The organism is Paraburkholderia lacunae (assembly GCF_003353175.1).
Taxonomy (GTDB): Bacteria; Pseudomonadota; Gammaproteobacteria; order Burkholderiales; family Burkholderiaceae; genus Paraburkholderia; species Paraburkholderia lacunae.
On record NZ_QHKS01000007.1, the window covers coordinates 287,240 to 300,738 of the forward strand.

Here is a 13,499-nt window from a genome sequence, read left to right on the forward strand (position 1 = left end):
GCTACACGGCGCTCAGGCGCCAGTACGTTCACCGAAGGCGTCGTCATCGGGCATGGTACCGGTGATCGTGTCCGGCACAACGATCACGCCGCCCGACGACAGCGGCACGCCCGTGCCGAATCGCAAATGCACTTCGCGCACCGGCGCAAATGAGCGCCGATGATGCTCGCATGGCCCATGCTCGCGCAGTGCCGCGAGATGCTGCGGCGTGCCGTAGCCGGCGTGCGCGTCGAAGCCATAGACGGGATAGGCCTCATGCAGTTGCAGCAGCATCCGGTCGCGCGTGACTTTTGCGAGGATCGACGCAGCCGAAATGGATTTGACCAGCGCGTCGCCGCCGACGATCGCCTCGCTGCGAATGCTCAGCGCCGGGCAACGATTGCCGTCGATTTTCGCGAGCGTCGGCACCACCGACAAGCCTTCGACCGCGCGCTTCATCGCCAGCATCGTGGCGTGCAGGATATTCAGCGTATCGATTTCTTCGACGCTGGCGGACGCGATGCAATACGCGAGCGCCCGGTCGACAATTTTGTCGTACAGTTCGTCGCGCTTTTTGGCGGTGAGCGCTTTCGAATCGTCGAGGCCGCGAATAATCGGTTTCGACGGGTCGAATATTACCGCTGCCGCGACCACCGGGCCGGCCAGCGGCCCGCGCCCTGCTTCGTCGACGCCGCAGACGATGTCATCCGGCGCTTCGAAGTTCAGGCCGGCCTGCTGGGCCGCCGCCCCGGCGACGCCTGTGGTCTTGCGGCGTGGTGCGCGTGCAGTCGTCACAGCCGCGCCTTCCGCGTTTCGATGACGTTCGCCACGACTTCCGCCGCACGCTGCGCGGTGTTCTGCTTCAGCACGTGATGCATCTCCGTGAAGATTTCCGTCAGCGTGCGCCGGTTGGCTTCGTCGCGCAACTGCTTCAGCGTGGCCTCGGCGAGTGCCTGGGGCGTGGCGAAATGCTGGAGAATTTCCGGCACCACGAAACGCCCGGCCAGAATGTTCGGCAAGCCCACGTACGGCAGATAGCCTTGCCGGCGCATGATCTGACCGGTCAGCCAGGGCACCTTGTACGAGATCACCATCGGCTTTTTCAGCAGCGCGGCTTCGAGCGTGACCGTGCCGCTCTTGACGAGGATCGCGTCCGCCGCGGTCATCGCGAGTTGCGACTGGCCGTCGGTGATCGTCAGCGCGAGACCCGGGTGCGCATCGACCAGCGACCGCAGCATCTCGCGCAATGCGGGCGTAGCCGCCGGCATCACGAAACGCAAGCCTGGCTCCTGGTGCTGCATCATCTCCATCGCGGCGAAGAACGTCGGACCGATCAGATCGATTTCCGAACGCCGGCTGCCCGGCAGCACGGCAATGATCGGACCGCTTTCCGGCAGACCAAGCGTGCGGCGCGCGCCCAGCGTGTCGGGCTCGAACGGGATTTCGTCAGCCAGCGGGTGACCCACGTACGACGCCGCGACGCCCGCCTTCTCCAGCAGCGCGGTTTCGAACGGGAACACGCACAGCATGTGATCGACCGCTTTGGCGATCTTCTTGATCCGGCCGCCGCGCCACGCCCAGATCGACGGGCAGACGAAGTGAATCGTCGGAATGCCGGCATCGCGCAGCGGATGTTCGAGGCCGAAGTTGAAATCGGGCGCATCCACCCCGACGAACACCGATGGAGGCTCAGCGAGCAACTGGCGCTTCAACTCGTTGCGGATGCCGAGAATTTCGGGGATATGCCGCAGCGCTTCGACGTAGCCGCGCACCGTCAGCCTTTCCATCGGCCAGTGCGCGTCGAACCCCGTAGCGATCATGCGCGGGCCGCCGATCCCGTAGTACTGGGTGCCGGCGGGCAGACGGCTGGCCAGGCCGTCGAGCAGCGACGCGGCCAGCAGATCGCCGGATGGCTCGCCAGCCACCATGGCGACGCGCAGCGGACTCGGTTGCAAGACCATCGGTTAGCGGATGATGCCGCGTTGCGACGCTTCGACGAACGCGAGCAGCGTTTGCACCGGTTCATCGCCATCGCCACCCGCGGACGCGAGTTCGCGCAACTGCACCTTCGCTTCTTCCAGCGACAGGCCGTTCTTGTAGAGCAGCCGGTACGCCGAGCGCAGCGCCGAGATCGCATCCGCCGAAAAGCCGCGGCGGCGCAGGCCTTCGACATTGATACCGTGCGGCTCCGCCTTGTTACCGGCCGCGATAACGAACGGCGGAATGTCCTGCACCAGCGCCGACGCGCCACCCAGCATCGAATGCGCGCCGATGCGCACGAACTGATGCACGCCGGACATGCCGCCGACGATCGCGTGGTCGCCGATCGTCACGTGACCGGCCATCTGCGCGTTGCTCGACAGGATGACGTTGCTGCCGACGTGGCAGTCGTGACCGATGTGCACGTAGGCCATGATCCAGTTGTCGTCGCCGAGTGTGGTGACGCCCGCGTCCTGCACCGTGCCGGTGTGGATCGTGGTGAATTCACGGATCGTGTTTCGGTTGCCGATCACGAGCCGGGTCGGCTCGTCCTTGTACTTCATGTCCTGCGGACGGCCACCCACCGATGCGTAGTGGCCAATCCGGTTGTCCTCGCCGATTGTCGTGTGACCTTCGATCACGCTGTGCGAACCGACCGTGGTCCGTGCGCCGATCGTCACGTGCGCGCCGATCACGGCATACGGTCCGATTTCGACGGACTCGTCGAGTTGTGCGCCCGGTTCGACGATCGCAGTGGGATGAATCCTGCTCATGCGTCCTCGCTTCTGATTCTGTTGCGTTGTCTGGATGGGCGGGGCGGGGCTTGCAGGGCTTGCGACCAGCCGCTGACCGCCCGACGCTGAATTCCCGACGACTTAAGCGTCCTTGTCCGTGTGCCGCACCGCGCACATCAGATCGGCTTCCGCCGCCACGACGCCATCCACTTCGGCGCGCGCCTTGAACTTCCAGATGCCGCGCATGTGACGCTCGAACGTGCAGTTCAGGATCAGCTGGTCACCCGGTTCGACCACGCGCTTGAAGCGCGCATTGTCGATGCCCACGAACAGGTACAGCGTGTTCGACGGATCGCTCGGCTCTTCCGAGAACGTCAGCAGCGCCGCCGTTTGCGCGAGCGCCTCGAGAATCAGCACGCCGGGCATCACCGGACGGGTCGGAAAGTGACCCTGGAAATACGGCTCGTTGATCGACACGTTCTTCAACGCTTTGATGCTCTTGTGCGGTTCGAGTTCGAGCACCCGATCAACCAGCAGGATCGGATAACGATGAGGCAGCAGCGTGAGAATCTTATGAATGTCGAGATTGATTTTTTCGGTGCTCATGGTGTTTCTACTCGCGCATTGACTGCGCGATGATGACTGCGGATGCTGGTGCAGGTGGGTTGGTAACGCGTGCTGCCGACGCTTGCCGTGACCCGGTGGCCATGCCACCCGGTCACGGCAACCGACTTGCTTCTTGATGCTCGCCGGCTATTTTACGCGGTGCCGGCAGGCTGCCCCTGATATCTCAGACTTTGTCGCCCGCGGCACCGCCGGCTGCCTTGACCGACCCGTCGGCCGCGGCACCCGCTTCGAGCGCCTTGATACGGTCACGCAGTTTATCGATGTTACGCAGCAAAGCGGCGCTCCTGTTCCAGTCCGCATGGTTCACGGCTGGAAAAGCGCTGGTGTACAGGCCGGGCTTCAACAACGACTTCGAGACACCCGACTTCGCCGTGACGATCACATAATCCGCCAGCGTGACGTGCCCGGCGATGCCGACCGCGCCGCCGATCATGCAATGACGGCCAATCGTCGTGCTGCCGGCGATCCCCGCACAACCGGCGATCACGGTGTAGGCACCGACCTTGCAGTTGTGGCCGATCTGCACGAGGTTGTCGATCTTCACGCACTCTTCGATGATCGTGTCGGCCATTGCGCCGCGATCGATCGTGGTGTTCGCGCCAATTTCGACGTCCGCCGCGATCGACACGCCGCCGACCTGCGGAATCTTGACCCAGCTGCCGGTACGCGCGTCGCCGTCGCCGACGAAATCAGGCGCGAAGCCGAATCCGTCTGAACCGATGACCGCGCCCGCATGCACGATCACGCGCTCGCCGAGCTTGCAGCCGTGGTACACCGCGACATTCGGATACAGGTGCGAACCCGCGCCGATCTGCGTGCCGCGGCCGATGAACACATTGGCGTCCAGCCGCGCGTTCTCGCCGACCACCGCGCCCGCTTCCACCGTGACATGCGGACCGACCACCGCGCTCGCGGCAATCTGCGCCGACGGATCGATCGTCGCGCTCGGATGCACGCCGGGTACCGGCTTAGGCGCAGCCATGTCGATGAAGGTTTGCGCGATGCGCGCGAAGTAAGCGTACGGATTCGGCGTGACGATGAAGTTACGGGCGTCGCAGGAACCGAGCCTGGCGAGGTCGTCGGCGTTGATCAAGACCGCGCCCGCACGGGTCGTCGCGACCTGCGACAAATACTTCGGATTGGCGAGGAACGCCAGCTGGTTCGGGCCTGCCTGGTCGAGCGGCGCCAGACTGCTGACGCGCTGCGAACCGTCTCCGACTACTTCACCGCCGAACCGTTGGACGATGTCCTCGAGCGTAAATGCCATGCCTATCCTGTCTCCTGCAGTTCAGTCCAGTTTGTCAGTTCCGCGGCCCGGTTCTACGGGCCGCCCGACGCGTTCAGTTGCCCGACGCCGCGAGCGCCTTGAGGACCTGATCGGTAATATCGATGCGCGGGCTCACGTACACCGCTTCCTGAACGATCAGGTCGTAGTGCTGCGCCTCGGCGATCTGCTTGATCACCTTGTTGGCGCGATCGAGCACCGCCGCCAGCTCTTCGTTGCGGCGCTGGTTCAGGTCTTCGCGGAACTCGCGTTGCTTGCGCTGGAAGTCGGTATCCAGCTGCGACAGATCGCGCTGCTTCTGTGCGCGATCTGTCGCCGACATCGACGCGCCGTTCTTGTCGAGCGAGTCGGACATCGACTTCAGCTTCTGCGCCATGTCGGCCAGGTCCTTGTCACGCTTGGCGAACTCGGCCTCGAGCTTGACCTGCGCGGCCTTCGCGGCAGCCGATTCGCGCAGGATGCGGTCCGAATTCACCGCGGCGATCCTGGCTTCCTGCGCATGCGCCACGCCCACACCCAAGGTCATTGCCAGCGCCAGTGCGCACGCCACACGTTTCGAAAACATACCGGTTCGCAAAGTCATCCTCTCGATACTGTAATTTGGCTGGGCCCGCCAAGGGGAGCCCGCCGCCGGGAGCCGCCCATCGCCGGGGTCGCCCGCGGCCGGATCAGAATGCCGTCCCGATCTGGAACTGGAATTTCTGATACTGGTCGCCGGTGTGCTTCGTGAGCGGGAAGCCCAGGCTGAGCTTGAGCGGGCCGATCGGCGAGATCCACGCCAGACCGACACCATAGCCGTAACGCAGGCCGTTCGCGCCGATGCTGTTGCCCTCCGTACCCCAGACGTTACCGCCGTCGAGGAACGTGAAGACGCGCAGCGTGCGGTCGTAGCCCGTGCCCGGCAGCGGGAACGTCAGTTCGACGTTACCCACCAGCAGCTTCGAGCCGCCGATCGGGTCGTTCGTCTTGGCATCACGCGGACCCAGCGAGCTCGGCTCGTAGCCACGCACCGAACCGATACCGCCCGCGTAGTAGTTCTTGAAAATCGGGTAAGGCTTGCCGCCGAGGCCGTTACCGTAACCGCCCTGGAAGTTGAAGCCCAGCACGAAACCGCGCGCAAACGAGTAATAGTACTGCGCGTTGATGTCGGCCTTGTAGTACTGCGTGCCGCCGATCGGCGTGCCGTATTCGGCGTTCGCCTGCGTGAAGTAACCACGGCTCGGCACCAGCGCGCTGTCACGCGCGTCGCGCGACCAGCCCACCGTGACCGGCACGTTGGTTGAGCGGCGGCCGAACTGGTTCACGTAGTCGATGTAGCTTTGCGGCGTGTTCGCGTCGATATCCAGCTGGTTCTGCTCGAGGCCTGCACCGAAGTAGACCGTGTCGACTTCGGAGAACGGGATGCCGAACTTCAGGTCGCCGCCGATCGTGACGATCTTGAAGCTCGAATCCGTCGAGTAGTACAGCGGCTGGTACGTACGGTAGTAGACGTCGGTAATCCGCTTGATGCCGTCGACCGTGAAGTACGGGTCGACCTGCGTGACCGTCAGCGTACGGTACGTCTTGGCGGTATTCACGTTCACGGCGAGACTCGTGCCCGAACCGAACACGTTGTCCTGCGACACGCCTGCGGACAGCACCACCTTGTCGGTCGACGAGAAGCCTGCACCCAGCGTGATTGCGCCAGTCGGCTTTTCGGCCACCTTGACATCCACGTCGACCTGATCCGGCGTGCCCTCCACAGGCGTGGTGGTCACGTCCACGTCGGTGAAGTAGCCGAGACGGTTGATCCGGTCTTTCGACAGCGCGAGGCGGTTCGAGTCGAACCATGAGCTTTCGAGCTGACGCATTTCGCGACGCACCACTTCGTCGCGGGTGCGTGTGTTGCCGACCACGTTGATGCGGCGCACGTACACGCGGCGGCTCGGGTCCACTTGCAGCGTCAGGTCGACCTTGTGGTTGGCCTGATCGATCTGCGGCTGTGCATTGACGGTAGCGAACGCATAGCCGTATTCGCCGAGCTTGTCGACGACCGCCTTGGTGGCGGCTTGCAGCTTTTCAGCCGAGAAACGGTCGCCTGGCTTGATCTTGACGAGCTTGGACAGCTCCGCCTCGCGGTCGAGCAGATTGCCCGCCAGCTTGATGCTCGAAATCGTGTACGGCTCGCCTTCATGCAGCGTGACCGTCAGATACATGTCCTTCTTGTCCGGCGTGATCGACACCTGGGTCGACTCGATGTTGAACTCGAGGTAGCCGCGATTCAGGTAGTACGAGCGAACGTTCTCGAGGTCGCCGGTGAGCTTGTCTTTCGCGTACAGGTCGTTCTTCGTGTACCACGAGAACCAGTTCGGCGTGGACAGCTGCATTTCGTCGCGCAGCGTACCGGTGCTGAATGCCTTGTTGCCGATGAAGTTGATCTGGCGGATCTTCGCGCTCGGGCCTTCGGCCACCGAGAACAGCACCGCCACGCGGTTGCGGTCGATCGGCGTGATCGTGGTGGTGACTTCGGCGGCGTAGTAGCCGCGCGTCAGATACTGGCGCTTCAGTTCCTGCTCTGCCTTGTCGACCAGCGCCTTGTCGTAGTACCGGCCTTGCGACAAACCGACCGCACGCAGCGCCTTGGTCAGGTTTTCCTTGTCGAATTCATGGATCCCGGCGAAATCGATCGTGCCGATCGCCGGACGCTCCAGCACTTGCACGATGACGACGTTGCCTTCGGTCGCGATCTTGACGTCGTTGAAGAAGCCGGTGGCGTACAGCGCGCGAATGGCTTCGGAAGCCTTGTCGTCGCTAAAGGTGTCGCCTTGCTTGATCGGCAGGTACGCGAACACGGTACCTGGTTCGACGCGTTGCAATCCCTCGATCCGGATGTCTTGCACCACGAAGGGCGTCGTTGCGTGAGCAACCAGCCCATGCGCGGCGAATGCCGCGGCTATAACCGTCTTTGGAACAGAGCGATGAGGTTTAAACAACGTGCTTCCCCAGTGTGTATAGCTGCATCAGGTCAGGCGGTCGCCATCGTGAGCGCCGCCGGACACTTTAAAAATGGATTAAACGAGCCAGGTCGTTGAACAGCGCGATCGCCGACAACGCGACGATGCAGGCGAGCCCCGCCCTCTGAAAAACGAGTTGCCAGCGATCGGAGACAACTTTGCCGGTCACAGCTTCAACCAAATAATATAACAGATGCCCCCCGTCCAATACCGGAATTGGTAACAGGTTCAGTACACCGAGACTAATACTGACAAGGGCCAGGAACGACAGGAATGCAGAAGGACCCAGACGTGCGCTCTTTCCCGCGTAATCGGCGATCGTCACCGGACCGGACAAATTCTTCAGCGAAGCCTCGCCGACGATCATCCGGCCGAACATGCGCACCGAGTACACCGCGAGATCCCAGGTGCGGCGCGCACCCAGTTGCAGACTCTCGATCGGCCCATAACGCACGTCGATCGACGGCACCTGGGTCGCCAGTTCCGCACCGATGCGGCCGATCTGCTGCCCCGTCGCATTGTCGCGCTGCGACTGCGGCACGATACGGATGTCTTCGAACTTGCCTGCGCCCTGCGTAGCGTGCGCACCCTGCGCACCTTGCCTGCCGCGCTCCACTTGCAGCGTGAGCGGCTTGCCGGCGTGCGATTTCACATACGCGATGAATGCCGTGGCATTGTCGGCGGGCATACCGTCGACAGCACGCAAGCGGTCACCGGCTACAAGGCCTGCCTTTTGCGCCGCGCTGCCGGGCTGCACACCCGCGACCGTCAGCTTGCCCCCGCCCGGCTCGAAGCCGAGACGCGACATAAAGTCGTCGTCGACATCTTTCTCCGTGATGCCGCGCAGATCGAGCTGGAAATCCGACGTGCCGTGGGCATCCTTCGCGCTCAGTACGATACGCCTGTGATCGAAAGTCGCGCCCAGCAGTTTCCAGCGCAGGTCAGACCATGAACGCACCGGCTCCGATTCACCGCCATTCACGGAGCGCACCGCGACGATGGTCTCGCCGCCGTCGAAACCGGCCAAAGCCGCCGGCGTGTTCGGCGCGGGTGCCGCGACCACGGCCGCGGGTTCCGTCACGCCGGTAGCGAACACGAGGGCGAACAGCACGATAGCCAGCAGGAAATTGGCGACGGGCCCAGCCGCGACAATCGCGATACGGCTCCACACCGACTGCCGGTTGAACGCATAGGGCAACGCTTCAGCGGCAATCGGCGCGCCCGTCTCGCGCTCGTCGAGCATCTTCACATAGCCGCCGAGCGGCAACGCGGCAATCGTCCATTCAGTGCCCGTCTTCGGGCTCACCCATTGGAACAGCGGCTTGCCGAAGCCGATCGAAAAGCGCAGCACGCGCACACCGCACAGGCGCGCAACGCTGTAATGACCATATTCGTGAACGACCACGAGTACGCCAATCGCGACCGCGAAGGCAAGCAGTTCGATCAGCAGATTCATAAGCGCCTCACTGAACGGCGCGTTCCGTGCGACGAGCGCCGTCCGGCAGACGCGCGATGAATTCGGCAGCGGCGCGACGCGCGGCGGCGTCAGCTTCGATCACGTCTTCGAGCGCATGCGCGCTGCGGTTCGGCAACGCGTTGAGCACCGCGTCGACCACCTGGGCAATCGCCATGAAGCCGATCTGGCGCGCCAGGAACGCTTCAACAGCGATTTCGTTTGCGGCATTCAAGGCCGCGCTCGCGACCCCGCCCTCGGCCAGCGCCTTCATGGCGAGAGCGAGACACGGAAAGCGCGTGTAGTCCGGCTTTTCGAACGAAAGTGACGCGACCTCCGCCAGATCGAGTTGCGCGACGCCCGAATCGACGCGATCCGGAAACGCCAGCGCGTGCGCGATCGGCGTGCGCATGTCCGGGTTGCCGAGTTGCGCGAGCACCGAGCCGTCGGCGTACGACACCAGCGAGTGGATCACGCTCTGCGGATGAATCAGCACGTCGATACGCTCGCCCGGCAGGCCGAACAGCCAGTGCGCCTCGATCACTTCGAGGCCCTTGTTCATCATCGTGGCCGAGTCCACGGAAATCTTGCGGCCCATGACCCAGTTGGGATGCTTGCAGGCCTCTTCCGGCGTGACGTCGACGAGCGTGGCCGGTTCGCGGGTGCGGAACGGGCCGCCCGAGGCGGTCAGGATGATCTTCGACACACCGCCATGCGCCGCGGCGTCGCGCGGCAGACATTGGAAAATCGCGTTGTGTTCGCTGTCCACCGGCAGCAGCACCGCGCTGTTGTCGCGCACCGCGTCCATGAAGATCGCCCCGGACATCACCAGCGCTTCCTTGTTGGCGAGCAGAATGCGCTTGCCGGCGCGCGCCGCGGCCAGACTCGGCGCAAGGCCCGCGGCGCCGACGATCGCCGCCACCACCGTATCGCAACCGTCACTCTTCGACACGTCGACAAGCGCTTGCGGCCCGAACGTGACTTCGGTCTTGCAGCCGGCATTGCGCAGTTTCGCCGCGACGCGCGCGGCCGTATCGGCGTCGCCGACTACCGCGACTTCGGGGGCAAAGCGCAGGCATTGTTCGACGAGCTTGTCGCCGTTGCGATGCGCGGAGAGCGCATAGACCGAAAAGCGCTCGGGATGTCGCGCGACGACGTCGAGCGTACTGTCTCCAATCGAGCCCGTGGAACCGAGCAATGTCAGACGTTTTTGCATATCTCTTTCTCTAGCCGAGCAGCAGCATGGCAAGCGGCAGCACCGGCAATAATGCGTCGATGCGATCGAGCACGCCGCCGTGTCCCGGCAGCAGGCCGCTTGAATCCTTGACTCCGGCCTGGCGTTTCAACATCGATTCGAACAGGTCGCCCACCACGCTGAATGCCACCAGCGCGGTCAGTGCGAGCAGCGTGCGCACGGCGCCCAATTGCGCCAGCAGCGCAGAATACAGGGTCGGCTGGAACGCATGCAAAAAGACCACCGCCGCCGCGACGATCATGACCACCAGCCAGCCGCCGATCGCGCCCTCCCAGGTTTTACCCGGACTGATGGCGGGCGCCAGCTTGTGTTTTCCGAACGCTTTTCCTGAGAAGTATGCGCCGATATCGGCGAGCCATACCAACAGCAGCAGCGACAGCACGAACGGTACGCCCTTCATGCGCGCGGCGACGAGAGCATGCCAGCAGGCGGCGAATACCACAATGCCGGCAAGAAACAGAAAGGCGCGCCACGCGCCTTGCGCCAGCGCAGGCTTGCGCAGCAGCACGAACGGGCCGGCGATCACCCAGAAGATAGCGGCCGCCTGAAACAGCGGCCGCGGCTCTTCGACACCGCTGCCGAGGCGCGTGCTCGCGACCAGCGCTACCGCGGCAATCAGCGCGTAAACGACCGGGCCGGCGCCGCCGAGCTTCAGCAAACGGGCCCATTCCCACGCGGCGAACACGACGACGAATGCAATCAGCGCGCCGAACGCACCCACCGGCGCGAACAACGTGACCGGCAGAAACACCGCCAGCAGGATGATCGCCGTGATGACACGGGTTTTTAGCATGGAAGCGAATCGACGTTCTGCGATTGCGGCTCGAGTTGAGCGCTGGTGCGGCCGAAGCGGCGCTCACGCTCCGCGTACGAAGCGATGGCGTGGCCGAGGGCGTCGGCGTCGAAATCCGGCCAGAAGGTGTCGGTGAAGTAGAACTCGGTGTACGCGAGTTGCCACAGCAGGAAGTTGCTGACGCGGTGCTCGCCGCCGGTACGGATGAAGAGATCCGGCTCGGGCGCATAGGCCATCGACAGATGTTCGGCGAACGATTCCTCGTTGACCTCGACGGCCTGCCCCGCCAGCGCCGATTGCTCGGCCAGCTTGCGGGTAGCCTGCATGATGTCCCAGCGGCCGCCGTAATTGGCGGCGATGGTCAGCGTGAGACGGGTATTGCGCGCGGTTTTGGTTTCCGCACGCTTGATCAGATCGCGGATGCGCGTGTCGAACTTCGACAGATCGCCGACTACCCGCAGACGGATGCCGTTCGCGTGCAGCTTGCCGATTTCGCGTTCGAGCGCCGAGACGAACAGACGCATCAGGAACGACACTTCGTCGGTTGGACGGCGCCAGTTTTCCGAACTGAAAGCGAACAACGTCAGATATTCGACGCCCTGGCGTGCGCAAGCCTCGACGGCCGAGCGCACCGCGTCGACGCCGCGCGTATGGCCGGCCACGCGCGGCAGGCGCCGCTGGGTCGCCCAACGGCCGTTGCCGTCCATGATGATCGCGATATGTCGCGGCACCGCTGCGACATCAGGCACGCGCACGGTTGAGCTGGTATAGGTCATGGCCGTCGGGACAGTGACTGCAAAAAAAGAAGTGGAAACCCTGAAAGTGCTGAGCCAACCGGCCTCAGACCGTCATGATCTCGGCTTCTTTGGTCACCACGAGTTTGTCGATTTCAGCGACGAACTTGTCCGTCAGCTTCTGGACGTCGTCGCCTGCACGACGCTCGTCGTCTTCGGAAATTTCTTTGTCTTTCACGAGTTTTTTGAGTTGCTCGTTTGCGTCGCGGCGCAGGTTGCGCACGGCCACCTTCGCCGTTTCCGCTTCGCTCTTGACCACTTTGGTCAGTTCGCGGCGGCGCTCTTCGGTCAGCGCGGGCATCGGCACGCGGATCACGTCGCCCTGGGTGGCCGGATTCAGACCGAGGTCCGATTCACGGATCGCCTTTTCGACGACCTGGACCATCTTCTTTTCCCACGGCTGCACGCCGATCGTGCGTGCGTCGATCAGCGTCAGGTTCGCAACTTGCGAAATCGGCACCGGCGAACCGTAGTAGTCGCACTGGATGTGATCGAGCAGGCCCGTGTGCGCACGGCCCGTACGGATCTTCGACAAATCGTTCTTGAACGCGTCGATCGAGCGCTGCATCTTTTGTTCAGCGCCCTTCCTGATATCAGCCACAGACATTTTTAAACCTCCGAACCTTCAAAACGGAGCGAGCCGGCCAGCGCGCGCGAAAGGCGACGGCCAGGGCCCGCGTCAAAGCCCACGTTATGTGAACGAGAGTTTACACGTGGACGAGGGTGCCCTCGTCCTCACCTTGTACGATGCGCTTGAGCGCGCCCGGCTTGACGATCGAAAACACCCGGATCGGCAGCTTCTGGTCGCGGCACAGCGCGAACGCCGTAGCGTCCATCACCTGCAGATTGCGGCCGATCGCTTCGTCGAAGCTGATCGTCGTGTAACGGGTCGCGCTCGGGTCCTTCTTGGGGTCGGCCGAATAGACGCCGTCCACCTTGGTGGCTTTTAGCACGACTTCCGCGCCGATTTCCGAGCCGCGCAGCGCAGCAGCCGTGTCTGTCGTAAAGAACGGGTTGCCGGTACCGGCCGCGAAAATCACGACCTTGCCTTCCTCGAGCTGGCGAATCGCACGCGGGCGGATGTACGGCTCAACCACCTGGTCCATACGCAGCGCGGATTGCACACGCGCTTCAATACCGGCGTGGCGCATTGCGTCCTGCAGCGCCAGCGCGTTCATCATGGTGGCCAACATACCCATGTAGTCGGCCGTGGCGCGGTCCATGCCGGCCGCGCCGCCCGCGACGCCGCGGAAAATATTGCCGCCGCCGATCACCACGGCCAACTGCGTACCGAGCCGAACCACTTCGGCCACGTCCGCCACCATTCGTTCGATGGTCGCACGATTGATGCCGAAGGCATCGTCGCCCATCAGAGCTTCGCCGGAGAGTTTGAGCAGGACGCGTTTATAGGCAATGGGCATAGAGATATCCAGATCGCGCAGAACAGGGCAACAACAAGGGACTAATGTAGGGGTGAAATGCTGATTCGGGCAAGCGCCGCCAAATTCACGAACCCCAAGGTTCGCCAGCGGCGGCTGCGCGGCGAGGGTCAACCCGCGCGCAGCCTTGCGGCGCTACCGACCGCGGCAAAGTCTTGCTCCGCCGC

General features: G+C 63.6%; 13 protein-coding genes. All 13 read right to left on the reverse strand.

Annotated features, from left to right (window positions below; translation table 11 throughout):
- Window positions 1-12: 12 nt before the first annotated feature.
- Window positions 13-774: a ribonuclease HII gene (rnhB, locus tag DLM46_RS13135; protein WP_115101186.1), complete on the reverse strand. Its 762-nt coding sequence runs from the start codon at window positions 772-774 to the stop codon at window positions 13-15.
- On the reverse strand, window positions 771-1,940 hold the full coding sequence (lpxB, locus tag DLM46_RS13140) for a lipid-A-disaccharide synthase (RefSeq protein WP_115101187.1): 1,170 nt from the start codon (window positions 1,938-1,940) through the stop codon (window positions 771-773). The genes rnhB and lpxB overlap by 4 nt, the downstream gene beginning before the upstream one ends.
- A 3-nt stretch (window positions 1,941-1,943) precedes the next feature.
- Window positions 1,944-2,732 (reverse strand): acyl-ACP--UDP-N-acetylglucosamine O-acyltransferase, encoded by a 789-nt coding sequence (gene lpxA, locus DLM46_RS13145; RefSeq protein ID WP_115101188.1) that lies wholly within the window; start codon window positions 2,730-2,732, stop codon window positions 1,944-1,946.
- Between the two features lie 102 nt (window positions 2,733-2,834).
- Entirely contained in the window at window positions 2,835-3,299 is a 465-nt protein-coding gene (fabZ, locus tag DLM46_RS13150; RefSeq protein ID WP_006048683.1) for a 3-hydroxyacyl-ACP dehydratase FabZ, read from the reverse strand.
- 184 nt (window positions 3,300-3,483) lie between these two features.
- The gene (lpxD, locus tag DLM46_RS13155) at window positions 3,484-4,587 is read right to left on the reverse strand and encodes a UDP-3-O-(3-hydroxymyristoyl)glucosamine N-acyltransferase (protein ID WP_115101189.1); all 1,104 of its coding nucleotides are present in this window, start codon (window positions 4,585-4,587) and stop codon (window positions 3,484-3,486) included.
- 73 nt (window positions 4,588-4,660) lie between these two features.
- Window positions 4,661-5,188 (reverse strand): OmpH/Skp family outer membrane protein, encoded by a 528-nt coding sequence (locus DLM46_RS13160; RefSeq protein ID WP_425273984.1) that lies wholly within the window; start codon window positions 5,186-5,188, stop codon window positions 4,661-4,663.
- An 85-nt stretch (window positions 5,189-5,273) separates the two neighbouring features.
- Entirely contained in the window at window positions 5,274-7,577 is a 2,304-nt protein-coding gene (bamA, locus tag DLM46_RS13165) for an outer membrane protein assembly factor BamA (RefSeq protein WP_115101191.1), read from the reverse strand.
- A gap of 67 nt (window positions 7,578-7,644) precedes the next feature.
- The gene (gene rseP / locus DLM46_RS13170; protein ID WP_115101192.1) at window positions 7,645-9,054 is read right to left on the reverse strand and encodes an RIP metalloprotease RseP; all 1,410 of its coding nucleotides are present in this window, start codon (window positions 9,052-9,054) and stop codon (window positions 7,645-7,647) included.
- Between the two features lie 7 nt (window positions 9,055-9,061).
- Entirely contained in the window at window positions 9,062-10,267 is a 1,206-nt protein-coding gene (locus DLM46_RS13175) for a 1-deoxy-D-xylulose-5-phosphate reductoisomerase (RefSeq protein ID WP_115101193.1), read from the reverse strand.
- A gap of 10 nt (window positions 10,268-10,277) precedes the next feature.
- Window positions 10,278-11,099 (reverse strand): phosphatidate cytidylyltransferase, encoded by an 822-nt coding sequence (locus tag DLM46_RS13180; protein ID WP_115101194.1) that lies wholly within the window; start codon window positions 11,097-11,099, stop codon window positions 10,278-10,280.
- Window positions 11,093-11,875, reverse strand: a complete 783-nt coding sequence (gene uppS / locus DLM46_RS13185) for a polyprenyl diphosphate synthase (protein ID WP_115101195.1) — start codon at window positions 11,873-11,875, stop codon at window positions 11,093-11,095. Before uppS ends, DLM46_RS13180 begins: the two co-directional genes overlap by 7 nt.
- Before the next feature lie 64 nt (window positions 11,876-11,939).
- Window positions 11,940-12,500: a ribosome recycling factor gene (gene frr, locus DLM46_RS13190; RefSeq protein ID WP_012433445.1), complete on the reverse strand. Its 561-nt coding sequence runs from the start codon at window positions 12,498-12,500 to the stop codon at window positions 11,940-11,942.
- A gap of 100 nt (window positions 12,501-12,600) precedes the next feature.
- Complete coding sequence (gene pyrH, locus DLM46_RS13195; RefSeq protein ID WP_007181434.1) at window positions 12,601-13,314, reverse strand: UMP kinase; 714 nt, start codon at window positions 13,312-13,314, stop codon at window positions 12,601-12,603.
- Between the last annotated feature and the right edge of the window lie 185 nt (window positions 13,315-13,499).